Origin of the sequence: Nonomuraea rubra (genome assembly GCF_014207985.1) — a bacterium.
Taxonomy (GTDB): domain Bacteria; phylum Actinomycetota; class Actinomycetes; order Streptosporangiales; family Streptosporangiaceae; genus Nonomuraea; species Nonomuraea rubra.
Genome location: NZ_JACHMI010000001.1, coordinates 4,764,508 through 4,786,560, shown reverse-complemented (window position 1 = coordinate 4,786,560; position 22,053 = coordinate 4,764,508). Strand labels below are relative to the sequence as shown.

The following is a 22,053-nucleotide window of genomic DNA, read 5'->3' as shown; positions in this document are numbered from 1 at the left end:
GCTGGCATACAGAATACGGCATACACCATGCGAGCAATCTACCCTTGCGGGTGGCCCGTCTTCTACCCCCTACTCACGATCTTCTACCTCGTCCAGCAGGAGATCAGGGAGGTCGGCCGCCACGACCCGCCCCTCGGGGTCCAGCCCGCGCGCGGCGTAGTAGCCGGCGACCATCGCCCGCAGGCGGGTCGCGTCCAGCGCCGCGCGGCGGCCCGAGCCGAGCTCCAGCGGCGTCTCCAGCATGCGCGGCGGCAGCGTGTCGTCGGCCGCGGTGGCGCCCTCGCGCAGGTTGAACGCGCGCTTGGCCCGGACGATCCGCCTGGCGGTCCCCCGCAGCTCGGCGGCGTCCACCTGCCATCCGGTGACCAGCGCGAGCAGCCCGGCCCACTCCGCGAACGGGTCGTCGAAGACGCCGCGCAGGAACTTGCAGAGGATCATCGAGTCCATGACCGCGGCGCGGTCCTCGGTGTCGACGGCGGCGGCGACGTGGGCCGCACCGCCGGCCAGCCGGTCCAGCTCGCCCGACAGGTCGGCCTCGTAGGCGCCGGACCGGTTGTGGTCGGCTCCCCTGGCGTTCACCGCGAGCCCGAGTGCCATGGCCTGAAGGCTTCGGGGCTCGTAACCGGGCAGCTCCAGACCCTTGACCTGCGGCGCGAAGTCGATCGAGGCGTGCCCTACGACGCCGGCGGCGCGGCGCGAGCCCTCCGCGAGCAGCTCGCCCAGGCCCGGCGAGCGCTCCCCGATCGCGTTCAGCGCGCGCAGCAGCGCCGCGCCGTCGCCGAACTTCAGCCACGGCTCGTCGAGCAGGCCGCGTTCGACGCACTCCATGGCCCACGCGATCGTGCCGCCCGCCGAGATGGTGTCGATGCCCAGCTCGTCGCAGCGGGCGCTGGCGGCGAACACCTCGTCGGGGTCGGACACGCCGCACAGGGGGCCGAGCGCGAAGACGTTCTCGTACTCCATCCGCTGCTTGCCGCCGCCCTTGCGCGAGTAGATGTGCTCGCAGCCGATGGAGCAGGACGCGCAGCTGTTGCGCGCCACCCCGCGCAGCTCGTGCAGCTCCTCGGCGGCCAGCCGGGGCGCGCCCTCGAACGTGGCGGCGGTGAAGTTGCGGGTGGGCAGGGTGCTGACGGCGTTGAACGCCAGCAGGTTGGCCAGCGTACCCAGCTCCCGGTACTTCGCCGTGGCCGGGCCGAAGCTGCGCCTGCGCAGGTCGCGGGCGGCGGCGAGCACCCCGGCCTGGTCGGCCACCGACACCTTGGTCCCCGCCCTGACCAGCACGGCCTTGAGGTTCTTGGCGCCCATCACGGCGCCCAGGCCGCCCCGGCCCGCGTGGCGGCCGTCATGGCTGATGGTCGCGTACCGCACCTGGCGCTCGCCCGCCGGGCCGATCGCCGCGGTGCGCCAGGTGCGGCCGAACCGCTCCCGGGCCGCGCGCTCCGCCTCGGCCGCGGGCAGCCCGGAGAGCTCAGGCGCCGGTTCGAGGCGCACGCCGTCGCCGTCGATCAGCAGCACCGACAGCTCCTCGGCCCGGCCGCGGATCACGATCGCGTCATGCCCGGTCAGCTTGCCGGCGATGGCGAACTGGCTGGAGGCGAGCGCGTCGGTCAGCAGGCCGGTCAGCGGGGACTTGGCCACCACGGCGAACTTCGCGCTGGTCGTCAGCGGGGTGCCGACCAGCGAGGAGAAGACGAACGCCAGCGGCGCCGCCGGAGCGAGCGGATCGACCCCGGCGGGCGCCAGCCGGTGCAGCAGCCACGTGCCGAGGCCCACCCCGCCGAGGTAGCCGCGCAGCACGCGCTCGTCCAGCTCGTAGGGGACGGCACTCGCCGTCCCGCCTGCGACGTCCACCAGCAACGCCCGTCCGAAGAACCCGCCAGCTGCCATGCCCTGACTCTACGACGGTGTCAAATCTCTCAGCCGCCGGCGTCCGCCGACAGGAAGGCGACGGTGTCGCCGGCCGCCAGCGGCAGGGCCGTGTCGCGGGTGACCTGGTCGCCGTTGAGCGCGGCCACCACGTGCCGGTCCAGGGCCAGCCCGACCGCGTCCGCCGCGGCTCCCAGCGTGGCGGCCCGTACGGCGTGCGGCCGGTGGCCGCCGTTCCTGGCGAGCGCGCCGAACCGCTCCACCACGATCTCGGGCGGCTGCCGGTCCCTGGCCGCCGCGTAGTCCTCCGGGGAGTTGACGTTCACCACGGACTCCAGCTCCGGGTCGTACCGGGCGAGCTGCGCGTCCGCCAGCAGCTCCGCGTCGTCGAGCCGGGCCACCTCGCAGTGCTTGAACAGCATGCCCGGCCGCAGGTCCCCCGCGGCCAGCAGGTCGGCGACCAGCCCGGCCAGGGACGTCCGGTAGCCGGCGGCCAGCGGCTGGCGAAAGCCCCTGGCCACCGGCAGCGCGACGTCCGTGCCAGGGGTCAGCGCGCGCAGGACCCGCCGGACGAAGGCCGGGTGCAGGAACGGCAGGTCCGTGGAGCACACGAACGCCGTCTCGGCCCGCCCGGCCACCGCCGCCAGCCCCACGGCCAGCCCCTGCATGGGCCCCAGCCCCTCGACGGGGTCCTCGGCCACCGTGACCCCCGAGGGCAGCGGCGGCAGCTCCTGCCCGGGCGCGGCGACCACGACGACCGGCCCGTCGACCGTCCTGGCCAGGACGGCGGCGGCCCGGTACAACAACGTCGAGCCGTGCCATTCCAGCCACGCCTTCGGCCGTCCCATCCGGGTGGAGCGCCCACCCGCGAGCACCACGCCCGCAGCAGTCTGCATGCCCGCATGCTAGGCCACGCCGCCGATCACGCACACGAGGCCCTGCCGCACGCGGCCTCCTGGTGACGATCCGGACGCCGCGTCAGGCCTCGCCGGGGGCGTCGAAGTGCCCGGTGCTGTGCTCGACCAGCATCGCCCTGCCCTTGATCTCGGCCGTGGCGTCGGGGCCGATGACGCCCTGCCCGGGGAGCTGGCCCGCGCCGCCCTCGGGGCCGAGCGGCACGAGGATCAGCGCGGGGCGGCGCTCGTAGGCGACGGTCTCGCCCTCGCCGGTGATCTGCGCGCGCAGGTTCGCGGCCAGCAGCTCGCCCTGCTGACCGGCGAAGCCGGCCATGTTCCTGTCGGCGTCGGAGATGTCGCCGATGGCGAAGACGCGTTCCTGCCCGAGCACCCGCAGGCCCGAGTCGACCTGGACGTATCCCTGCGCGTCCAGGGACTCGGCGAGCGCGCCGCGCAGGTAGTCGGTGCGGGGCACGACGCCGAAGCAGCGGAACCAGACGTCGGCCGTCAGCTTCTCCCCCGCCTCGGTCGCGATCGCGATCGGGGCCGCCGTGGCGGGCGGCGCGGCGGGCAGCTCCCGCAGCGGGCTGCCGAGCTTGAGCTCCACGCCGAGCTCGTCGAGCTGCCTGCGCAGCTCGTCGCGCAGCTCCTGCTCGAACGGCCCCGGCAGGATGTCGGGGGCGACGTCGGCGAGCGTGACGTGCTTGCCGGGGAACGCGGCCTTGATCTCCCCCGCCAGCTCCAGCCCCACGGGCCCCGCGCCGACCAGCAGCACCCGCTCGGCACCTGCCAGCACCTCGTGCGCGGCGCGGGCCTCGGCCTTGGCGAGCTCGGCATCCGGCTGCCCGGCCTTGGCCGGGAACGGGTACGCCGAGCCCGTGGCCAGCACCAGGTAGTCGGGCCGCAGCGTGGCGCCGGAGGCGAGCGTCACCTGCGTGCCGTCCACGGCCACGGCGTGGTCGCGCAGGAAGCGCCCGTGCGTGAGCAGCCGCCGGTAGGGCACGAAGATCCGGTCCAGCCACTCGGGCTCGACCAGCGCCCGCCAGGCGGCCACGTTGTGCATGAACGCGTCGGACGGGTCCACGAGCGTCACGTCGGCCACGTCGTCGAGCAGCCTGGCCACCTTGGACCCGCCGTATCCGCCGCCCAGCACCACGACGCTGGGACGCACGCGCGCACTCTCACTCATCACAGTCTCCCTGCTAGTCATTGAGGTGTGCCTAGGCTATTCATATCTACTAGCAAAATCAAAGTGACCTTGTTTCTGCTAGTTTGGAGGCATGGCACGGGCATCCACGCGACAGGACACGGGCGACTGCGTGCGTGGCGACGCCGCGCTGACGCGCGCGTTCGCCCTGCTCGGCAAGCGCTGGAGCGGCCCCGTGCTCGGCAGCCTGCGCGCCGGGCCGGCCGGGTTCCGCGAGCTGTCGCGGGCCATCGCCGGGGTGAGCGACTCCGTGCTGTCCGACCGGCTGTCCGAGCTCACCAAGGCGGGCCTGATCGCGCGCACCGTGGACGAAGGGCCGCCGGTCACGGTCACGTACGAGCTGACCGACAGCGGCAAGGCGCTGATGCCGGCGCTGCACGAGCTGTCGCAGTGGGCCGAGCACCACCTGCCCGAGGACGGCTCCTGACCGTCCGGGCGGTCATCACGCGCGCTCGGCCAGCGCCAGCAGCCTCTCCTCTGACGGCGAGCCCGTCGGAGCGGTGTAGACGACGAGGTACACGTCCGGGTCGGCGGTCGGCGCGAACGACTCCCAGTTGAGCGTCATCGTGCCCACGTCGGGATGGCGCAGCCGCTTGGCCCCGTACGTGCAGTAGGTCACCCGGTGGTCGGCCCAGTGGCGGGCGAAGTCGGCAGAGCGCGCGGTCAGCTCGTCGACCAGCGCCTGCGGGCGCGGGTCGGCGCCGGCCCTGCCCAGCGCCCCCCTGAGCCAGGCGGCGGCCTCGACGGCGACCTCCTCCCAGTCGGGGAAGACGTCGCGGGCCCGGGGGTCGAGGAAGATCCAGCGGATCTCGTTGCGCTCGGCGCGGGGCATGGCCTCGAAGTCCGTCAGGAGGGCCGCGCCCAGCCGGTTGATCGCCAGGATGTCCAGGACGCCGGTCATCAGCAGCGCCGGCACCGGGCCGAGCAGGTCGAGCATCATCCGCAGGGCCGCCCGTGGCCGGGCCGGTGGCCGGGCCGGCTCGTGATCGCGGTCGGCGATGAGCTCGCGCAGGTGGCGCAGCTCCTCGGGGTTGAGCCGCAGGACTCCGGCCACGGCTTCCAGCACCTGGTCGGAGACGTTGCCGACGCGCCCCTGCTCCATCCGGGTGTAGTAGTCGGCGCTGACCCCGGCCGCCAGGGCCAGCTCCTCGCGGCGCAGCCCGCGCACGCGGCGGCCATCGGCACGCGCGGGCAGCCCCACCTCGCGCGGGGACACCCGGGCTCGCCGCGAGCGCAGGAACTCTCGCAGCTCGTCCTGCCGGCTCATACCGCCAGTATCGCATGTGCGCAGGTCAGAGCCGTTTCCATCTCGAACCACACCGTCTTGCGGCCGGCTTCGCCGTTCACCTCGACGTCCCACCTGTCGGCGAGCTCGCCGACCAGGGCCAGCCCGCGACCGCCCGTGGCGGTGGCGCCGGCCCGGCGCGGCACCGGCGGGACGAGGGCACCGTGGTCGGTGATCTCGGCCCGCAGGCCGCCCGGCCTCCGGGTCAGGCGGAAGGTGATGGGCGACCGGGCGTGGACGACGGCGTTGGTGACCAGCTCGCTGACGGCGAGCGTGGCGTCGTCGATCGTCTCCGGCGGCACGCCCCATTCCGCCAGCGTGGCGCGGGTGAGCCGGCGCGCGTACGCCACGGACCGGGGCTCGGGCGGGAGCTTGCTGATGGTGGTCATGTCGTTGCCTCTCTCGTTCGCTCACCTGGTCAAACACCGCCAGGCGGGCGGACGAGGGGCCGGGGCTGGCCCTCCCGTACCTGGGTCCGGCCAGGACCACCTTCGCTTGAGAATCGGTTGCGTATCTTATCGCCGCGATCTACGGTGTCCTCCGTTAGATACGGGCACGTACCCTAAGAGAACGGGACACACTGATGACCGACAGCGGCTCGACCGGGAAGTCCGCGGGCGTGAGCACCGCCGGGATGCGGCGGATCCTGCCGCCGGACGTGGTGGAGCGGGGACGCGACCCGTTCGGCCCGCCGCCCGGCCTGCGGGGAGGGGGTGGCCCGGTCCGGCCGCTGGAGCTGCTGAACGGCGCCACGGCGTGGCTGGTGACCGGGTTCGACGAGGCCCGTACGGTGCTGGCGGACGCCCGGTTCAGCGCCGACAAGCTGCGCCATCACGACGCCACCTCGCTCCGGCCGCCGCAGGCGCAGGTGGCGGAGCGTACGGACGGGGCGTTCGTCTTCATGGACCCGCCCGAGCACACCCGGCTGCGGCGGGCGCTGACGGGCCAGTTCACGGTGCGGCGGATGCGGCAGCTCGAGTCGCGGGTGCGGGAGATCGCGGTCGAGCACGTCGAGGCGATGCGGGCGGCGGGCACCCGGGCCGACCTCGTGCCGGCGTTCGCGCTGCCGCTGCCGTCGCTGGTGATCTGCGAGCTGCTGGGCGTGGACTACGCCGACCGCGCGGAGTTCCAGGAGCGCACGGCGGTCGGCCTGAGCGCGAGCTCGACCCCGCAGGAGCAGCTGGAGGCGCGTGCCGGGCTGCACGCGTTCATGCGGCGGCTGGTGTCGGCCAAGCGCGCGAACCCCGCGGACGACCTGCTGTCGGGGCTCGTCCACGACGCCGACCCGCCCCTGACGGACACGCAGCTCGTGGACGTCGCGCTCCTCCTGCTCACCGCGGGCCACGAGACCACGGCGAACATGCTGGGCCTGGGGACGTTCGCGCTGCTGGAGCACCCTGACCAGCTCGCGGCGCTGCGGGCGGAGCCCGGCCTGATGGACGGCGCGGTGGAGGAGCTGCTGCGGTTCCTGTCGATCATCCAGCTCGGGGTCAGCCGGGTCGCCACGGAGCCGGTGACCTTGGGCGGGGTGGACCTGCCGGCCGGCGCGACCGTCGTGATCGCCACCCCCGAGGCGAACCGGGACCCGCGGCACTGGCCCGGCCCCGGCACGCTCGACCTGCGCCGCGCGCGCACGCCGCACCTGGCGTTCGGGCACGGCGTGCACCAGTGCCTGGGCCAGCAGCTCGCCAGGATCGAGCTGCGGATCGGGCTGGGCGAGCTGCTCTCCCGCCTGCCGGGCCTGCGCCTGGCGGTGCCGGCCGAGCAGGTGCCGGTGCGCGACGACATGCTGGTGTTCGGCGTGCGCTCGCTGCCGGTCACCTGGTCCTGAGCCGTTCAGCCCGCCGTCAGGTAGCGGGTGAACATCGCGACGAGCTCGTCCTCCAGGCTTTTCAGGTCGACGGGCTCGTGCTCGGAGACGACCTGGTGGACGACCAGCTCGATGGTGGCGTTGATGATCCGGGCGGCGGTGTGCAGGTCGGAGACCCGCACCTCGGGGTAGCCGCGCAGCAGCTCGCGGGTGTAGGCGGTGCGCTCCCCGGTGTACCGGTGGACCTTGTCCAGCAGTTCCTGCGAGCGCGGCGTCTTCTCCAGCATGACGCGCAGCAGCCGCGGGTCCTCCAGGTGGTTGGCGATGGAGGCCTGGACGAAGGCCCGCATGACGCCCTCCACGCTGGCGGGCGGCTCCTCGGCCTGGCTGCGGCCGGCCTCGGCGGCGCCGCTCTCGAGGTGCCCGGCCGTCAGCTCCAGCAGGATCGCATCCTTGTTCGGATAGTACTGGTACAACGACCCGATCGACACGCCGGCCCGTTCGGCGATGCGGTTGGTGGTGCCGGCGGCGTAGCCGTACTCGGCGAAAACCTGAGCAGCCGCCCTGAGGATGCGCCGGCGGGTGAGCTCGGCGCGGACCTGCCGGGGCTGTTTGCGCGGGTGGATCCGTGGGTCCCTCGACACCGCCTGCCTCCTGGTGAAATGCGCGAAAAGCGAGTAGCGCAAGAACTGAATAATTGCTCATAATATTGCCATGAGCAGGCAAAATACGCCACTCGCAGATCGTCCGCCGGCCTCCCGGCGGCCTCGCGAGGTCTCCATCGAACAGGTACTCGCCCGGCTCGGCGAGCCCGGCGCGATGGCCGTGCACAAGATCGAGGACCGGCTCGACGAGCACACGCGCCGCTTCATCGCGCACTCGCCGTTCCTGGCCATGTCCACCGCGGACGCCGCGGGCCGGGCCGACTGCTCGCCCCGGGGCGACTACCCGGGCTTCGTGAAGGTCCTCGGCGAGCGTTTGCTCGCGATCCCCGACCGGCCGGGCAACAAGCTCGCCGACTCCTTCCGCAACCTCGCGGAGAACTCCGGGATCGGGCTGCTGTTCCTCGTCCCCGGCTCGCGGGAGACCCTGCGCGTCAACGGCCGCGCGTACGCCACCGACGAGCCCGACGTGCTCGCCCGGATGCAGACCGAGGCCCGCGAGCCGGAGCTGGCCATCGTCGTGGACGTCGAGGAGGTCTACTTCCACTGCGGCCGCGCGCTCATCCGCTCCCGCCTGTGGGACCCCGCCAGCCAGGCCCTCGCCGGCGAGCTCCCGACACCCGGCGAGATGGCGGTGGCGAAGCTCGGCCTCGACCTCGACCCTCGGCTCGTCGAGGCGAGCCTCGAAGAGGGCTACCGGAAACTCTACTGACCGGAACCGGATCTCATGCAGCTCACCATTCTCGACCGCGTCGAGCGTCCCGCCGAGGACGTCGTCGCCCTCACCCTGCGCGGCGCGAACGGCCCGCCGGCCCCGTGGGAGCCGGGCGCGCACGTCGATCTCACCCTCCCGAACTGGCTGACCAGGCAGTACTCCCTGTGCGGCGACCCGGAGGACCGCGAGCGCTACCGCATCGCGGTCCGCCACGAACGGCTCAGCCGGGGCGGCTCCGACTACATCCACCGCTACCTCAGGCAGGGCCGCACGCTGGAGGTGTCCCTGCCGCGCAACCACTTCCCGCTCGTGCCCGCTCCCGGCTACCTCTTCCTCGCCGGCGGGATCGGCATCACCGCGATCCTGCCGATGGTGCGGGCCGCCGCCGGCGCGGGCGCGGCCAGCTCGCTGGTCTACGTGGGACGCACGTACGCCGCCATGCCGTTCGCCGGCGAGCTGCGCGCCGCGTACGGCGACCGGGTGACGATCGTCGCCACCGACCGCGACGACCGGCCCGACCTGGCCGCGCTCGCCGCCGCGCTGGGGCCGGAGACCGTCGTGTACTGCTGCGGCCCCGCCTCCCTGCTGGCCTCCTGCGAGGCCGTCTTCCCCGCCGGGCGGCTGCACGTGGAGCGGTTCCGCCCGGCTCCCAGGACGTTCGCGCCGGACACCGCGTTCGACGTCGTGTGCGCCCGGTCGGGACGGACCGTGCCGGTGCCGGCGGACGAGTCGCTGCTGTCCGCGCTGACGCACGCCGGCCTGCCCGTGCCGGCCGGGTGCCGGGAAGGCGTCTGCGGGAGCTGCGAGCTCACCGTCCTGGAGGGCGAGCCCGAGCACCGCGACGACGTCGGCGCCGCGCCCGGCCGCATGTACGCGTGCGTGTCCCGCTCGCTGTCGTCCCGCCTCGTCATCGACCTGTGAGGAGAACACCAGGTGCTGCCGAAGGTACGCCTGCCCGAGTCACGACAAATGATCACTTTGGAGGTCGTGCGGAACACCAGGCTGAGCCCGCACTTCACGTCCGTCACCCTCGGCGGACCCGAGCTGGAGCGGCTGCGGCCGATGGGCTTCGACCAGACGGTACGGCTGTTCTTCCCCCGCGAGGGCCAGGCGGGGCTGAGGATGCCGACGTTGTCGAACGAGGCGTGGATGGCGCAGGTGCTCCTGCTGCCGAAGTCGCGCCGCCCCTGGGTGCGCAACTACACGATCCGGCGGATCCGCCCCGAGGCGGGCGAGGTGGACATCGAGTTCGTCCTGCACGGCGGCGAGAGCCCGGCCTCGGCCTGGGCCCTGCGGGCGCGGCCCGGCGAGCCGGCGGGCATCTTCGACATGGGCATCAGCTACCTGCCGCCCGCGGGCGTCTCCTGGCAGTTGCTCGCCGGTGACGAGAGCGCGCTGCCCGCCATCCTGGCGATCCTGGACAGCGCGCCGGCCTCGCTGGTCGCCGAGGTCTTCCTGGAGGTGCCGGAGAGCGCTGACATCCGTACGGACGTGAGGGGGCCTTCGGGCGTACGGATCCACTGGCTGCCCCGCGACGGGTCGGGCCGGGCTCCCGGCGAGCTGGCACTCGAGACCGTCAGCCGGGCGGACCTGCCCGGGGGGCGCTTCTACACCTGGGTGGCGGGCGAGTCCCGGCTGGCCACCGGGCTGCGCCGGCATCTGGTGAACGAGCGGGGCACGCCCAAGGGGGACATCGCGTTCCTCGGCTACTGGCGGCGCGGCCGATCCAGCCCCGGCTGATCGCGCCCCGGTTAATACCGCCCCGGCTTTCCGGCCCCAGGCTGGTCCGGCCCCCAGCCTTTCCGCCCCCGGCTGGCCCGGGAGGGTGGTGACGGCGTCGCCTGCCTTCCATGGGCGCGGCGGGTCCAGAATGGCGAACATGCAGCTACGCGAGTTCGGCGAGTTCCTCAGGTCGCGCAGGGACCGCATCCGGCCCGGCGAGGTGGGGGTGCCTGTGGGCGCGCGGCGCCGGGTTCCTGGGCTGCGGCGGGACGAGGTGGCGGGGCTGGCCGGTCTGTCGGTCGACTACTACAACCAGCTGGAGCAGGGCCGCGGCGCGCAACCGTCGGAGCAGCTGGTGGCGGCGCTGGCCCGGGCGCTGCGGCTGACCGAGGACGAGCGGTCGCACCTGTACTTCCTGGCCGGCCGCCCCCTCCCGCCCCGGCACGGCCTCGCCGCGCACGTGCACCCCGGCATGCTCGACCTCCTGGAGCGGCTGCCCGCGACCCCCGCCGCGGTGATCACCGACCTGCACGCGACGCTCGTACAGAACCGCCTGGCCACCGCGCTGCTCGGGCCGATCAGCCCGGCGCGGGGCCGCGAGGCGAGCTTCCTGTACCGCTGGTTCACCGATCCGGACGCCCGCTCCCGCTACCACCCGGACGAGCACGAGCACCAGTCCCGCGTCTTCGTCGCCGACCTGCGTGCCGTGGCGGCGCGGCGCGGCGGTGACGCGGAGGTGGCCGGCCTCATCGCCGCGTTGTCCTCGTCCAGCGCCGAGTTCGCCGCCCTGTGGGCGCGCCAGGAGGTCGCGGTACGCCGGTCCGACCGCAAGCGGATCATGCATCCGGAGGTCGGCGCCATCGAGCTCGACTGCCTGAGCCTGCTCAGCGAGGACGGCACGCAGCGGCTGCTGTGGTTCACCGCACCGGCCGGCGGCGACGCGGCGGAGCAGCTCGCCCTGCTCGGCGTCCTGGGCGGGCACCGCTGACCCGCCATCACGACCGGACGATCACCCAGGACGGGCATTCCTGATCCGCCGACACGACCGGACGATCACCCTGGACGGGCATCGCCGATCCGCCGTCAGGGCTGGACGATGATCTTGCCCTTGGCATGGCCGCTTGCGAGGTACTGGAAGGCCTCGGCCGCCCGCGCCAGCGGCACCGTACGGTCGACCACGATCTCCAGCCCCTCGCCGGCGACCTTCGCGAGCCGGCCGGCGTCCGTGCGGTGGAACACGAACTCGGCGCGCACCCCGCGATCGGCCGCCCGCCCGGCGTCCGGCGGTGTGTTGAGGCTCACCAGCAGCCCGCCCGGCCGGAGCACGTCGAGGGACGCCGCCTCGAGGTCGCCGCCGACCGGGTCGATCACCACGTCCACGTGGCCGGCCTCGGCCCGGAAGTCGGTCGTGGTGTAGTCGATCACGTGGGCGGCGCCGAGCTTCGCGGCGATCCCGGCGCCCGCCGGCGAGACGGTGGTGATCACGCGGGCGCCGGCCTTCCGCGCCAGCTGGACGGCGAACCCGCCGACCCCGCCCGCGCCACCGTGCACCAGCACCGTCTGGCCGGGCTTCACCCCCGCCACCTCGGCCACCGCCTGCCACGCCGTCGCGGCCGCGGTCGCCAGCGCGGCGGCGAGGTGGAGCGGCACCGAGGCGGGAGCCGTGGCGAGGTTCGCGACAGGGACGGCGGCGTACCCGGCGACGGCTCCGCCTGCGACCGGGCCGGTGCGGGCGATCACGGGGTCCCCCGGGTGCAGGCCCGTGACGTCTGGCCCCACCCGTTCGACGGTGCCGGCGAGGTCGGTGCCCACCACGGAGGGGAAGGTGATCGGGAAGTGGTCGCGGACGTGGCCGGCGCCGATCTTGACGTCGAGCGGGTTCAGCGCCGCTCCGGCGACCCGGACCAGGACCTCGCCCGGCCCGGGGACCGGCTCCGGGATCTCCTCGACGACCGGGTGCTCGCCGTACGCGGTGTACCGCAGGGCCTTCATGGTTGTGCCTCTTTCTGCTCTCGGGCTTCCGGCAACCCACGATCGCCTGGGCGGATCGGCGCGGGAAGGCGGAGCTCACACTGGTGACGGCGGCACCCCGCTCGGACGTCAGGGGGCACGTCCGCCGACCAGCGGCACCCGCTGAAAGGCCAGGGGGCACGTCCCCCCGACCAGCGGCACCCCGCTGAGAGGCCAGGGGCACGTCCGCCCGACCAGCGGCCCCTCGCTGGGACGTCAGAGGCGCCAGCCGCGTTCGACCGACCGGCGGCACCGTTCCGGGTCGTCGCCCGCGCCGGCGAACAGGGCCGTCAGCAGCGGGACGCCGTGGGCCAGCGCCTGCTGCGGCAGGGGGCCGGTGGCGACCAGTGACGCCAGCCCGTGCCCGATGATCCAGCTCCGCGTGGCCAGCTCCAGCGGATCCGTATCGTCGCGGAAGCGGCCGGCGGCCGTGGCCCGTGCGACGGTGGCGACGAGGCAGTGCAGCGTGCCGTCCGCGGCGGCGGCGTCCTCCAGCTCGAACCCGGCGTCGAACATGACCCGGTAGAGGTCGGGGGCCGCCATGGCGTTGGACAGGTAGGCGGCGCCGAGCGCGGCCAGGTCCCGTACCGGGTCCCGCGTCGAGGTGACCGTGGCGAGGCGGGCGGCCAGGCGGGTGAAGCCTTCCTGCCGCATCGCCGCCCACAGGCCGTCCATGCTGCCGAAGTAGGTGTAGACGGCCATGGTGGAGACCCCGGTCCCGGCCACCAGGGAGCGGAGGGTGACCGGTTCGCGGGCGGCGAGCAGTTGCGCGGCGCGGTCGATGAGCAGGGAGCGGATCGCGGGGTCCTTCGTCCTCACCATGGCCCCACAATACATAGCTTTGCTATGTTTTCAGGAAATGCCGGACTTGCTGTGAGGAGCGGACATGACCGTGACGCTGATCAACCCCGACGGGCTGCCGAAGCCGGACGTCTACCGCCAGATGTCGATCGCGACCGGATCGAGGCTGGTGTTCCTGGCGGGCCAGGTGGCCCGTGACGCCGAGGGCAACCGGGTGGGCGAGGGCGACCTGGCCGCCCAGGTCGAGCAGGCGTACCTCAACATCGGCACCGCCCTCGCCGCGGCCGGCGGCTCCTTCGACGACGTGGCCAAGCTGACCGTCTACGTCGTCGACTGGACACCCGACAAGATGCCGCTGCTCGGCGAGGGGATCATGCGGGCGGCGGCGAAGCTCGGAATCGACCCGGTCAAGCCGATCACGCTGCTGGGCGTCGCCGCGCTGGGCGAGCCCGACCTGCTGGTCGAGGTCGAGGCCACCGCCGTGCTCGACTGAGCCACTTTCTCACCCCTGGGGCGGCGCCACCGGGACCGCGACTGCCGGAAGCGATGCCCCCAGAGCGCGACTGCCCGGAGCGGGCGCCGCCCGGAGCGTGACTGGCGGGAGGGGTGTTGGCGGGGGTCAGCGGGACAGGCGGTCGAGCCACTCGCCGAGGAGGTGCTGCTCGGCCTCGCTGAGCGCGGTCTGCTGGGGCAGCACGGCGCGCAGTGCGCGGGCGGCGCCGGCCGGGCCCGGGTCCTGGACGGCCGGGCTCTCCGTGGTGACGGCGGTGACCATGGCCTCGCGCATCGCGGTCAGCAGGGCCGGGTCGCGCCCGTCCTCCGGGAGCGACAGCCAGGTGAGCACGGCGCCGCGGGCCGTGGCGTGGACGAGGGCGGCGGCGAGCGGTTCCGCCACGCGCAGCCTGCCGACCGCGGCCAGGCGGCGGATGCGCCCCAGGAGGATCTCCATGCCGGTCCTGAACGCGGCCGAATCCGTGCCGCGCCGGGGCTCGCCGTACATCATCGCGTAGAGCGCCGGGTTGGCGAGCCCGAACTCCACGGCGAGGTCCCAGCCCGCCCGCAGGTCCTCGACCGGGTCGTCAGGGGCGGGGGATGCCTGCTTGGCCTCGAGGAACCTGGCGTAACCGTGCTCGGCCACGGCATCGAGCAGGCCGTCCATGTCGTCGAAGTGGCGGTAGATCGCGGGCGGCTGCACCCCGGCCGCCGCCGCGACCGCGCGGGTGGTGACCGCCTCGCGCCCCTCGCGCGCCAGGAGGCCGGCCGCGGCCTCGATCACCCGCCGCCGGGTCGGCTCCCGCCCGCCGGAAATCCCCTCCCGCGCGCCAGAAGTCCCCACCCGCCCGCCGGAAGCCCCCTCCGGCGCGCCAGAAATCCCCTCCCGCCCGCCGGAAACCCCCTCGGGCACGGGGCCTGAGGGGGTTTCCCGCCGTGTGCTCCTAGGCATGGAGGCGATCATATCGAGGGTCCGGTCCGGCGCGTTTCTCCAGGCGGGCGCCGCCGGGTGGGGTGATGGTCATGACGGTGCTGGGGATGTCGAGCTGGATCCGGTGCCATCGGCCGCGCGGGACGATCGCGGCCGTCCCCGCCGTCAGCCTGATCTCCTCCTCCCGCCGGCCCGGCTCTTCCGGACGGAGGTAGAGGCGGATCTTGCCGATGACGCAGGACACGATCTCCTCCGCGTCCGGGTTGACCTGCCAGTGGTCGGCGCGCACGTCGTCGCCGGTCTTGGCGTGGAACGCCTTCAGGCGCCAGCCGTCGCCGCCGGAGTCCACCGGACCGGGCCCGGCGTGGATCCTGCCGCCCGGGCGGAGGTGGATGGCGGAGGCGAACAGCTCGATCGGGGTCAGGGTCATCCGCGTACCCGGGGGTTCAGGCGGGGGTCTCGGCGGTGGCGGTCAGGACCGCGCGGCCGAGAAGGTGGCCGGCCATGGTGAAGCCGAGGTAGGCGGGGGTGGCCTCGGCCGGAACGCCGATGGTCTCGACGTCGAGGGCGTGCACCACGATGAAGTAGCGGTGCGGCCCGTGGCCCGCCGGCGGGGCGGCGCCGAGGTAGTGGGGCACGCGGGCATCGTTGGGCAACTGGTAGGCCCCTTCGGGGAGGCCGGAGCCGGTGTCGTCGCCCGCGCCCTCGGGCAGGTCGGTGACGGTGGCGGGGATGTCGGCCACGGCCCAGTGCCAGAACCCGGAGCCGGTCGGCGCGTCCGGGTCGTACACCGTCACGGCGTAGCTCTTCGTGCCCTCGGGGGCGCCGCTCCACGACAGCTGCGGGGAGACGTTCGCGCCGGACAGCTGCCCGCCGGTCAGCGTGGCACTGGTGACGGTGAAGGAGGGCACCTCGGGCAGGCGGGCGAAGGGGTTGTTCATCGCGTGGTTCCTCGTGATGGGACGTTGAGACATCATCGACCATAACACGAATAATCGATTATCTTGCGAATGGTCTATGCTGTGGGAATGACGCAGACGGCCGGCGCACCGACGAAGCAGATGCTCTCCGAGCGGGTTCACGCCCGGCTCCAGGAGGCGATCATGAGAGGCGAGTACGCCCCCGGCGAGGCGCTCAAGCCGCAGGAGCTGGCCCAGCGGCACGAGGTCAGCCTGGCCGTCGTGCGCGAGGCCCTGGTCCGGCTGGTCGGCGAGGGCATCGCGGTGCGGCTGCCGAACCGCGGCTTCGCGGTGCCCGACTTCTCGGACCGGCGCTGGCAGGAGATCGCCGAGGCCCGGCGTACGATCGAGCCGGTCATGCTGCGCCTGGCGATCGAGCGCGGCGACCTCGACTGGGAGTCACGGGTGCGCGCGGCCCACCACCGGCTGACCCGCACCCCCGTGTACGTGCCGGAGGAAGGCGAGTACTACAGCAGCGCCTGGTCGGAGGCCCACCGGGTCTTCCACCGGACGCTGCTGGACGGGTGCGGCAACCCCGTGCTCATGGACACGTTCGACCGGCTGTGGACCAGCAGCGAGCTGGCCCGCCGCTGGTCCGCCCAGCGCACGCCGGGCCGCGACGGCGTCGCGGAGCACCGCCGCCTGGAGGAGGCGGCGCTGGCCCGCGACGCCGACACCGCCGCCGGGGTGCTGACCGAGCACCTGACCCTGACCGCCGCGGGCCTGATCTCCTGCTCCTGACCTGACCAGAAGGCGGCCGCGGTCAGGGGGCGGCCGCGGTCAGGAGGCGGTCGCGGTCAGGAGGCGGTGGCGGTCAGGGGGTGGGTCCTGTCAGGAGGCGGTCGTCACCTTCCACAGGTAGCCGTCCGGGTCGCCGAACCAGGCGGAGTAGCCGCCCCAGTCCGCTGCCTCCGCCTCCTTGACGACGGTCGCGCCGGCGGCCACCGCGGTCCGCATGACCTCGTCCACCGTGTCCCTGGAGTCGGTGACGAAGTGGAAGGAGACGCCGCGGAACCCTGAGCCCTCGGCGGGGACGCCGGCGTCCTGCGCGGCGGCCTCCCATTCGTAGAGCGCCAGCTTCGAGGAGCCCTCGCCCAGGCTGCACCTGACGAAGCCGGGGTAGTCCTGTTCGATCTCGCCGCCCATGCCTTCGACGTAGAACTTCTTGGCGCGGTTCACGTCCTGGACGCCGAGCATGATCACGCTCGCTCGCAATGACATACTGCCCTCCCGTCGCTGCCGGTTTCGGGCATCACGCTAGGGGCTGGGTGCTGCGGTCCGCTTCTTCGATCCTGATCGGTCGTGGTGCGGTGAAGCGGCGCAGGGCGTCCAGCCCTGACAGGCCGTAGACGTCCTCCACGGCGTCGGCCAGCAGGTGGCATGTCCTGAACCGGTCGAGCGGGGTCAGGCCGAGCCGCGTCAGGTGCAGGTACGTGTAGTTGAGCAGCACGCGGTAACGCCGGAAGGCCGGGTCGGCGAAGATCGCAGCGTGGTAGGCGGGGTTGTCGAAGACCAGGCGCTGCAGCTCGCTGGGCTCGCGGTGCGGCGCGGGCGGGTCGCCTGGCCTGGCCAGGAAGGCCTCCCCCGGCTCGACCGTCGGCTGGACCAGCCGGCCGTCGTCCATCATCTCCGCCACCCGCGGCCGGTACCTCTCCAGCAGCGCCGCCCACTCCCGGACGAACGGCACGGGCGGGGCGGTGACGTCGTCCAGGCAGGCGACGACGTCCCGCACGCGTTCCGTCAGGGCCGCGCGCCGCTCGCGGAACGCGCGTTCGAAGGACGCGCGGGCCTGCTCCGGGTCGGCCGCCCAGGTGAGGTAGCCCTCCGCGTGCATCCGGAACGACAGGTAGCTGCGGTCGATGCGCTGCGAGGTGTGCGCGATCGTCAGCATGAGGCTCAGCGCCACCCCGAGCCTGCCGTCGCGGCCGGCGCGCACGTGCTCCAGCATGCCGAACAGCAGCGGGGTCGCATCCGTGTAGAACGCGGCGAGCAGGTCGGCCTCCTCGTCGCTGCCGAGCACGTGCCGGCGCGAGTCGTACGGGGCGTCCTGGATGGAGTTGTCCGGCGGCCACGGCGTGAGCGGGCCGCGTTCCTGCTCCCGCATGGCGAGCAGGCGGTGCCTGTCCAGGCCGGCGGCCGGGTCGAGCGCGGCCGTCGAAGGGTGTTCGCGCAGGTAGGCGCCGACGATCTCGGCCACGCGCGGGCGCACGACCCGCTCCCAGACGGTCGGGGACGCCTTGACGTTGATCCGCAGGTGCGGGCCCTGCCGCCAGTGACGCAGCACGTACGCCGCCGCCACCTGGCCGCGCAGCCCGTCGAGCAGCGGGCGGACGGCGTCCAGCAGCAGGCCGTCCTTGTCGGGAGCGTGGTAGTAGACGTGCACGCAGTGCCAGGCGGGGGTGTCGGATGCGGGCGAGCGGGTCAGGGGGACCACCTCCGGGGGTCGGCGAGGCCGGCGACGGCGCGGGCCGCCAGGAACGACATCTGCTGCTCGGCTCCGGCACGCAGCCCCAGCCGGTTGTGGAACAGGTGGACGCAGCGCATCACGATCAGGGAGACCGTGCGGTGCTCGGGTGGTGCGGCCCGGGCGAGGAACGCGTGCGGGGAGCCCGAGTCGGCGGGGGTGCAGCGGCCCTCGGCGTGCAGGGCGTCCAGGTCGGCTCGCAGGGTGTGGATCGAGGAGGCCCAGGTGGCGAGCAGGCCGGTGCTTGGAGGGTCCCAGAGGGTGCGGGTCTGGGCGAGGAGGGCGGTTTCGTGGCGCCGCCAGTCTTCCTCCATGGCGGTGCGCGTCCAGGTGGCCGCCCCTGGAGACGCCGGTCCGGAAGCGATCGTGAAGGACGTCCCCGGAGATGGTGGTGTGCTCGTCCCGGGAAATGGTGGGGCGCTCGGCTCGCGGATGGCTGAGGCGAGGCGGTGGGCGGCGGCTTGCTGGTCCGGCTCGCACGCGGCGATCGCGATCGTGAGCGCGGCCAGGCCGATCGCCGTGCGGCGGGCCGGCTCGGTCCCGGCGCGCAGCACGTCCAGGGCGAGGCGGCTCGACACCGCGAAGTGCCGTTCGGCGGCGGCCACGCAGGCGGCGTCGCCGTACGCCTCGTGCTCGGGGCGGTAGCCGATGAACGCCACCGAGCCGGGTGGGTGGAGCCGGTCGTCGTAGTTCGTACGCCGCTCGCCGCGGGCCATGGTGGCGGCGAAGGTGCGGTAGGCGGCCGGGTCGACCGGCGGGGAGGGGTGCTCGGCGAAGTGGGCCGCCGCCCGCTCGCGGATCAGGGCGCGGACGTGTGGCTGCCGGGCCGGGTCCGGCACCTCCAGCCGGAGCCGTACGTGCTGGCCGCCCTCCCAGTAGCGCAGGAAGAAGGCGGTGCGTGCGGTGCCGTCCGCCGTCAGCTCCCGGGTCACCGGGTCGACCACGGCGGTGATCAGGGGGTCGAGGTCGCCGAAGTGGAACAGGTGTGCGCTGATCCACCGCTCCTCGGCTTCGTCGCTCCGGGTAGCGGCGGAAAGCTGGGCCTCGGTATCTCCCGGAACAGCGCCGACGCCGGGCGGGCGCGGTTCTGCGGTGCTCGGAACGGCGCCGGCGTCAGGGAGGCGAGGCTCTGCGGTGGTGGTCGTGTTCGTGTGCGGCGCCGTCATGGGTGGCCCGGCTTGGCGGAGAGCTGGACGACGTACTCGGTGACGCGGGCGTCCGCGCCGTACCTGGGTGCCTGGGAGGGGTCGGGCAGGGTCTCTTCGAGGACCAGCAGGGCGCCGGGGTCGCGCAGGGTGCGGACGAAGCCGGTCAGCAGGAGCAGGTCGGTGACGTCCACGTACATGGGCTTGCGGTCCTTGCTCAGCAGCCCGGCCAGCAGGCCGTCCCCTACGTCCACCACCCGGGCGAAGAACCGGCGGGGCACCCCGTGCAGCGCCAGCCATCCGGCCAGCCTGGGCAGGTAGGCCGCCTCGCTCTCGCCCTTGGCCGGCACCGGGAACGCGCCCGCCCGCAGCCGCCAGACCGCCCGAGCGACCGTGACACGTCCGACGTCCATCCGCGGCCAGCGCTCCACCACCCCCTCGGCCGGCGGCTCGCTCCGGGTGCGGAACACCCAGCCGGGCACCATCGCCGTGGACGGCTCGCCGAACGCCCGCACCAGGAACTGCAACCAGGGCGGCAGCCAGTACTGGGCCGTCATGCCCAGGTGGACCGGCCTGACCTGGCGTCCCGCGCGGTCGTACAGGGCCAGCCGGTCGTAGCCAGGGTCGTAACCGACGGTGAGGTCAGCCGGGGCGACGGTGGGGAGGTTCGAGTCGGGGGCGGTGAAGGGGTGGTCGAGGGCGAGGTCGGCGGTGGCGGGGCGGACGTTCAGGCCGCCGCCGACGAGGCCGCGGCACTCGGCCACCATGACCTCGCCCTGCGCGGCCCGCAGGCCGGCGGCGGACGGCACGTCGCCGCCGGCCAGGGTGACCAGGCGGTGCAGCCGCGACAGGCCGCGCCCGTACCCGGCGGAGATCGAGTTGACGACCGCGCGCACGCCGCCGCCGGGGCCCGGTACAGCCTGGAGGTAGCAGCAGATCGACCCCGGCGGCCGGACGAAGCTCGGCCACTCCTGCGCCAGCGCCTTCAGGCGGGCCGCCGTGAGATCCACCGGCTCCAGGGCTCCGGGGCCCGCGCTGTCTATGCTGGAGCCCGCGCTGTGAGTGCCGGGGCCGGTGGGCCGGGTGTCGGGGCCGGCGCCGAGTCGTTCCCAGAAGCCTCGACGCAGTTCGGTGAGGCGGGTGAGGCCGGGTGGTGGGTCGGCGTCCGGCAGGGCGCGGGTGCCCGCGACCGGGTCACGCAGCATGGCGCGCAGCAGCGCCCCGCCCGCGCCCGGTGCCTCGCGGTGGATCTCGCGGTAGAGCTCCACGGCGGGGATCCGGCCGCCGGGGCCGTACCGGTCCAGGAAGAACGCGGTGGCGGCGATCTTGACGGGCAGGTCCGGGTCGAACAGGCCGAGCAGCCCGCGCAGTGCGTCGAGGTCGTCACAGACCCCGCGCCAGGCCGACGCGTTCAGCCGTCCCGCGACGCCGGGCATGACGGCGCTGTGCCACAGCAGGTTCTTGTCCGGCAGGGACGGCCCGGGCGGCAACACCTCCCGCAACGCCGACCGCACGACCCCGGCCACCTCGTCGCCGTCACGCAGCACCGCCCGCACGTCAGTGGCTGCCTTGTCGCTGTCATGCGGTGCCGCGCGCACGTCAGTGGCCGCCTTTCCGTGGTCACGCAGGGCGTCGGCGACCCGGGCGATGGCCTGCGCGTACGGGGCGGGACTGTCGGGCGCGAGCCACGACGCCAGCTCCCCCACCGGGTCGGCCCCCTGCTCGTCGTACGGCGGGACGTACTCCAGCAGCCCAGCCTCCGCCAGCGGCTCGATCCCGGGGGCCGAGGCGACGGTGGCGGTGTGCCGTTCGCGCACCCAGTCGAGGGCCTGCCGGACCTCGGGGCTCGCGGGCACGCTGGACAGCGGCTCGCCGTGCCCGGGGCTGAGGAACCAGATCCGGTTCCCGTCGTCGGAGGCCGACGGGTTGACGCGCAGCCGGGCCCGCTCCCGTACGCACCGGTGCCGGGTGAGCACCGCCCACAGCGGGCGCAGGACCGCCCGGTCGAGCTCCGCCATGACCTGCCAGGACGGCTCGCCCCCGGTCCGCACCGCCGGCCCGTCCGGCTCCCACCGGCCCAGGCCGCTGAGCGTGAACGTGGCGTACGGGCTGGTCTTGACGCTCGCCCTGGCCAGGTAGCGGGCCAGCCGCAGCAGCTCCTGCCGTTCGGGCGGGCGGTCGGCGGGGCCGGCGAGCCAGGCTTCGAGCCTGCCGGCCAGCACCGCGCTGCCCTGGGCGAGGCCGTGGCGGAACCCGGCGTCGGACACCGCCTCCCGCAGCACCGCCGTCTTCTCCCTCGACTCCGCCGCCAGCACGGCGGGCAGCTCGGCACGCAGTCCCTCCGCGCGGCGCCGCAGCGCGGTCCACGCCTCGAGCCTGGCGGCCAGGCCCGCGGGCAGGTCCGCCAGCACCTCGGCGGACGCGGCCCGGCCGCTCGGGCGGCGTCCCGCGAACACCGCGCGCCGCAACGCCACCAGCCCCGCCTTGAGCGGGCCCGCCGCCACGCCGCCTATCACCTCGTGCAGCTGATCGGACAGCCCGGCACCCTCCCGCCGCAGCCGGGCGGAGACGTCCGCCAGCTCGTCCACCAGCCGCCACGTACGGGTGCAGCGCATCCGGTCCAGACCGGCCACCGGCAGCCCCGCGACGCGGACGGCGAGAAGGGGCGAGAGTGCATAATCGGGATCAGCGAGCCTTGCAGAGTCGCCGTCCCCCGCGACGGGGACGGCGTGCGTTACCTGGGTCAATGGAACGCGCTCCTCGAAGGGTTCGTCAGGGGGTCGAGGGCGCCCACTGCACGGGCGCCCTCGACCCTGCTCGTCATCCCGGTGGCCGCGTGCGGCTCACCGGAGGGCCGACGCCGGCTCTACAGCTCCGGAGCCCAGCAGCTCATGGCCGTCAGGTACGACGAGCAGTAGCCGGGGGAGGACGAGGCACCGGTCTCGATGGTGCCGTGGCCCTCCGCCACGATGGAGTCGGCCGACACGACGTCGATCGAGTCGACCTCCAGGCCGCGGAGGTCGAGCTTCAGGTTCTCACTGGACATGTGCATCTCCTTCTGCAGTGTTCGGTACGAAAAGGTCGAACG

At 73.9% G+C, this 22,053-nt stretch carries 24 protein-coding genes; 8 read left to right on the top strand and 16 right to left on the bottom strand.

What is annotated here, in order from left to right; translation table 11 throughout:
- Window positions 1–69: 69 nt before the first annotated feature.
- From HD593_RS21860 to HD593_RS21850, 3 genes are all read right to left on the bottom strand, one after another.
- Window positions 70–1,887, bottom strand: a complete 1,818-nt coding sequence (locus tag HD593_RS21860) for an aldehyde ferredoxin oxidoreductase family protein (protein ID WP_185103989.1) — start codon at window positions 1,885–1,887, stop codon at window positions 70–72.
- A gap of 29 nt (window positions 1,888–1,916) precedes the next feature.
- On the bottom strand, window positions 1,917–2,762 hold the full coding sequence (locus HD593_RS21855; RefSeq protein ID WP_185103988.1) for an NTP transferase domain-containing protein: 846 nt from the start codon (window positions 2,760–2,762) through the stop codon (window positions 1,917–1,919).
- Between the two features lie 82 nt (window positions 2,763–2,844).
- Window positions 2,845–3,951 carry an NAD(P)/FAD-dependent oxidoreductase gene (locus tag HD593_RS21850; protein ID WP_221524877.1) on the bottom strand — a complete coding sequence of 369 codons (1,107 nt, stop codon included), beginning with the start codon at window positions 3,949–3,951 and terminating at the stop codon, window positions 2,845–2,847.
- A 91-nt stretch (window positions 3,952–4,042) separates the two neighbouring features.
- On the opposite strand from HD593_RS21850, the gene HD593_RS21845 reads away from it, so the two are divergent.
- A complete protein-coding gene (locus HD593_RS21845) occupies window positions 4,043–4,396 on the top strand; it encodes a winged helix-turn-helix transcriptional regulator (RefSeq protein WP_185103987.1) in 354 nt (117 codons plus the stop codon).
- A 15-nt stretch (window positions 4,397–4,411) separates the two neighbouring features.
- Here the strand turns inward: HD593_RS21845 and HD593_RS21840 are convergent, their stop codons facing one another.
- Together HD593_RS21840 and HD593_RS21835 are read right to left on the bottom strand one after the other, a co-directional pair.
- A complete protein-coding gene (locus HD593_RS21840) occupies window positions 4,412–5,236 on the bottom strand; it encodes a helix-turn-helix domain-containing protein (RefSeq protein WP_185103986.1) in 825 nt (274 codons plus the stop codon).
- Entirely contained in the window at window positions 5,233–5,643 is a 411-nt protein-coding gene (locus tag HD593_RS21835; RefSeq protein ID WP_185103985.1) for an ATP-binding protein, read from the bottom strand. Before HD593_RS21835 ends, HD593_RS21840 begins: the two co-directional genes overlap by 4 nt.
- Before the next feature lie 245 nt (window positions 5,644–5,888).
- On the opposite strand from HD593_RS21835, the gene HD593_RS21830 reads away from it, so the two are divergent.
- A complete protein-coding gene (locus HD593_RS21830; RefSeq protein ID WP_185112027.1) occupies window positions 5,889–7,085 on the top strand; it encodes a cytochrome P450 in 1,197 nt (398 codons plus the stop codon).
- 5 nt (window positions 7,086–7,090) lie between these two features.
- Here the strand turns inward: HD593_RS21830 and HD593_RS21825 are convergent, their stop codons facing one another.
- Window positions 7,091–7,708 (bottom strand): TetR/AcrR family transcriptional regulator, encoded by a 618-nt coding sequence (locus HD593_RS21825; protein ID WP_185103984.1) that lies wholly within the window; start codon window positions 7,706–7,708, stop codon window positions 7,091–7,093.
- A gap of 70 nt (window positions 7,709–7,778) precedes the next feature.
- Between HD593_RS21825 and HD593_RS21820 the strand changes: the two genes are divergently transcribed.
- The 4 genes from HD593_RS21820 to HD593_RS21805 all read left to right on the top strand — a co-directional run bounded on the left by HD593_RS21820 (window position 7,779) and on the right by HD593_RS21805 (window position 11,151).
- The gene (locus HD593_RS21820; protein ID WP_185103983.1) at window positions 7,779–8,438 is read left to right on the top strand and encodes an MSMEG_1061 family FMN-dependent PPOX-type flavoprotein; all 660 of its coding nucleotides are present in this window, start codon (window positions 7,779–7,781) and stop codon (window positions 8,436–8,438) included.
- 15 nt (window positions 8,439–8,453) lie between these two features.
- Window positions 8,454–9,362, top strand: coding sequence for a PDR/VanB family oxidoreductase (locus tag HD593_RS21815; protein ID WP_185103982.1), 909 nt, complete (start codon window positions 8,454–8,456; stop codon window positions 9,360–9,362).
- Between the two features lie 12 nt (window positions 9,363–9,374).
- Entirely contained in the window at window positions 9,375–10,181 is an 807-nt protein-coding gene (locus tag HD593_RS21810) for a siderophore-interacting protein (protein ID WP_185103981.1), read from the top strand.
- 139 nt (window positions 10,182–10,320) lie between these two features.
- Window positions 10,321–11,151, top strand: a complete 831-nt coding sequence (locus tag HD593_RS21805; protein ID WP_185103980.1) for a helix-turn-helix transcriptional regulator — start codon at window positions 10,321–10,323, stop codon at window positions 11,149–11,151.
- Window positions 11,152–11,246: 95 nt separating this feature from the next.
- Here HD593_RS21805 and HD593_RS21800 read toward each other — a convergent pair whose 3' ends face one another.
- Window positions 11,247–12,155: an NADP-dependent oxidoreductase gene (locus HD593_RS21800; RefSeq protein WP_185103979.1), complete on the bottom strand. Its 909-nt coding sequence runs from the start codon at window positions 12,153–12,155 to the stop codon at window positions 11,247–11,249.
- Window positions 12,156–12,389: 234 nt separating this feature from the next.
- Window positions 12,390–12,995 (bottom strand): TetR/AcrR family transcriptional regulator, encoded by a 606-nt coding sequence (locus HD593_RS21795; RefSeq protein WP_185103978.1) that lies wholly within the window; start codon window positions 12,993–12,995, stop codon window positions 12,390–12,392.
- Between the two features lie 64 nt (window positions 12,996–13,059).
- Between HD593_RS21795 and HD593_RS21790 the strand changes: the two genes are divergently transcribed.
- Window positions 13,060–13,467: a RidA family protein gene (locus tag HD593_RS21790; protein WP_185103977.1), complete on the top strand. Its 408-nt coding sequence runs from the start codon at window positions 13,060–13,062 to the stop codon at window positions 13,465–13,467.
- Between the two features lie 126 nt (window positions 13,468–13,593).
- Here the strand turns inward: HD593_RS21790 and HD593_RS21785 are convergent, their stop codons facing one another.
- The 3 genes from HD593_RS21785 to HD593_RS21775 are packed head-to-tail and all read right to left on the bottom strand — an operon-like array spanning window position 13,594 to window position 15,338.
- Entirely contained in the window at window positions 13,594–14,418 is an 825-nt protein-coding gene (locus HD593_RS21785) for a TetR/AcrR family transcriptional regulator (RefSeq protein WP_185103976.1), read from the bottom strand.
- The gene (locus HD593_RS21780; protein ID WP_185103975.1) at window positions 14,411–14,827 is read right to left on the bottom strand and encodes a cupin; all 417 of its coding nucleotides are present in this window, start codon (window positions 14,825–14,827) and stop codon (window positions 14,411–14,413) included. The genes HD593_RS21785 and HD593_RS21780 overlap by 8 nt, the downstream gene beginning before the upstream one ends.
- A gap of 16 nt (window positions 14,828–14,843) precedes the next feature.
- Window positions 14,844–15,338, bottom strand: a complete 495-nt coding sequence (locus HD593_RS21775) for a YbhB/YbcL family Raf kinase inhibitor-like protein (protein WP_185103974.1) — start codon at window positions 15,336–15,338, stop codon at window positions 14,844–14,846.
- 87 nt (window positions 15,339–15,425) lie between these two features.
- Between HD593_RS21775 and HD593_RS21770 the strand changes: the two genes are divergently transcribed.
- Window positions 15,426–16,097, top strand: a complete 672-nt coding sequence (locus HD593_RS21770; RefSeq protein ID WP_185103973.1) for a GntR family transcriptional regulator — start codon at window positions 15,426–15,428, stop codon at window positions 16,095–16,097.
- Between the two features lie 90 nt (window positions 16,098–16,187).
- Here the strand turns inward: HD593_RS21770 and HD593_RS21765 are convergent, their stop codons facing one another.
- The 5 genes from HD593_RS21765 to HD593_RS21745 form a co-directional block, all read right to left on the bottom strand.
- On the bottom strand, window positions 16,188–16,577 hold the full coding sequence (locus tag HD593_RS21765) for a VOC family protein (protein WP_185103972.1): 390 nt from the start codon (window positions 16,575–16,577) through the stop codon (window positions 16,188–16,190).
- A 31-nt stretch (window positions 16,578–16,608) separates the two neighbouring features.
- The gene (locus HD593_RS21760) at window positions 16,609–17,790 is read right to left on the bottom strand and encodes a thiopeptide maturation pyridine synthase (RefSeq protein ID WP_185103971.1); all 1,182 of its coding nucleotides are present in this window, start codon (window positions 17,788–17,790) and stop codon (window positions 16,609–16,611) included.
- Entirely contained in the window at window positions 17,778–18,986 is a 1,209-nt protein-coding gene (locus HD593_RS21755; protein WP_185103970.1) for a lantibiotic dehydratase C-terminal domain-containing protein, read from the bottom strand. Before HD593_RS21755 ends, HD593_RS21760 begins: the two co-directional genes overlap by 13 nt.
- On the bottom strand, window positions 18,983–21,712 hold the full coding sequence (locus HD593_RS21750; RefSeq protein ID WP_185103969.1) for a lantibiotic dehydratase: 2,730 nt from the start codon (window positions 21,710–21,712) through the stop codon (window positions 18,983–18,985). Before HD593_RS21750 ends, HD593_RS21755 begins: the two co-directional genes overlap by 4 nt.
- A gap of 119 nt (window positions 21,713–21,831) precedes the next feature.
- Window positions 21,832–22,011 (bottom strand): hypothetical protein, encoded by a 180-nt coding sequence (locus tag HD593_RS21745; protein WP_185103968.1) that lies wholly within the window; start codon window positions 22,009–22,011, stop codon window positions 21,832–21,834.
- Window positions 22,012–22,053 lie beyond the last annotated feature (42 nt).

What these genes read in the sequence shown, in the direction of transcription:
- HD593_RS21860 (WP_185103989.1), bottom strand. Translation starts at nt 1,887, where the DNA reads ATGGCAGCTGGCGGGTTCTTCGGACGGGCGTTGCTGGTGGACGTCGCA.
- HD593_RS21855 (WP_185103988.1), bottom strand. Translation starts at nt 2,762, where the DNA reads ATGCAGACTGCTGCGGGCGTGGTGCTCGCGGGTGGGCGCTCCACCCGG.
- HD593_RS21850 (WP_221524877.1), bottom strand. Translation starts at nt 3,951, where the DNA reads ATGAGTGAGAGTGCGCGCGTGCGTCCCAGCGTCGTGGTGCTGGGCGGC.
- HD593_RS21845 (WP_185103987.1), top strand. Translation starts at nt 4,043, where the DNA reads ATGGCACGGGCATCCACGCGACAGGACACGGGCGACTGCGTGCGTGGC.
- HD593_RS21840 (WP_185103986.1), bottom strand. Translation starts at nt 5,236, where the DNA reads ATGAGCCGGCAGGACGAGCTGCGAGAGTTCCTGCGCTCGCGGCGAGCC.
- HD593_RS21835 (WP_185103985.1), bottom strand. Translation starts at nt 5,643, where the DNA reads ATGACCACCATCAGCAAGCTCCCGCCCGAGCCCCGGTCCGTGGCGTAC.
- HD593_RS21830 (WP_185112027.1), top strand. Translation starts at nt 5,889, where the DNA reads ATGCGGCGGATCCTGCCGCCGGACGTGGTGGAGCGGGGACGCGACCCG.
- HD593_RS21820 (WP_185103983.1), top strand. Translation starts at nt 7,779, where the DNA reads ATGAGCAGGCAAAATACGCCACTCGCAGATCGTCCGCCGGCCTCCCGG.
- HD593_RS21815 (WP_185103982.1), top strand. Translation starts at nt 8,454, where the DNA reads ATGCAGCTCACCATTCTCGACCGCGTCGAGCGTCCCGCCGAGGACGTC.
- HD593_RS21805 (WP_185103980.1), top strand. Translation starts at nt 10,321, where the DNA reads ATGCAGCTACGCGAGTTCGGCGAGTTCCTCAGGTCGCGCAGGGACCGC.
- HD593_RS21800 (WP_185103979.1), bottom strand. Translation starts at nt 12,155, where the DNA reads ATGAAGGCCCTGCGGTACACCGCGTACGGCGAGCACCCGGTCGTCGAG.
- HD593_RS21795 (WP_185103978.1), bottom strand. Translation starts at nt 12,995, where the DNA reads ATGGTGAGGACGAAGGACCCCGCGATCCGCTCCCTGCTCATCGACCGC.
- HD593_RS21790 (WP_185103977.1), top strand. Translation starts at nt 13,060, where the DNA reads ATGACCGTGACGCTGATCAACCCCGACGGGCTGCCGAAGCCGGACGTC.
- HD593_RS21785 (WP_185103976.1), bottom strand. Translation starts at nt 14,418, where the DNA reads ATGCCTAGGAGCACACGGCGGGAAACCCCCTCAGGCCCCGTGCCCGAG.
- HD593_RS21780 (WP_185103975.1), bottom strand. Translation starts at nt 14,827, where the DNA reads ATGACCCTGACCCCGATCGAGCTGTTCGCCTCCGCCATCCACCTCCGC.
- HD593_RS21775 (WP_185103974.1), bottom strand. Translation starts at nt 15,338, where the DNA reads ATGAACAACCCCTTCGCCCGCCTGCCCGAGGTGCCCTCCTTCACCGTC.
- HD593_RS21770 (WP_185103973.1), top strand. Translation starts at nt 15,426, where the DNA reads ATGACGCAGACGGCCGGCGCACCGACGAAGCAGATGCTCTCCGAGCGG.
- HD593_RS21765 (WP_185103972.1), bottom strand. Translation starts at nt 16,577, where the DNA reads ATGTCATTGCGAGCGAGCGTGATCATGCTCGGCGTCCAGGACGTGAAC.
- HD593_RS21755 (WP_185103970.1), bottom strand. Translation starts at nt 18,986, where the DNA reads ATGACGGCGCCGCACACGAACACGACCACCACCGCAGAGCCTCGCCTC.
- HD593_RS21745 (WP_185103968.1), bottom strand. Translation starts at nt 22,011, where the DNA reads ATGTCCAGTGAGAACCTGAAGCTCGACCTCCGCGGCCTGGAGGTCGAC.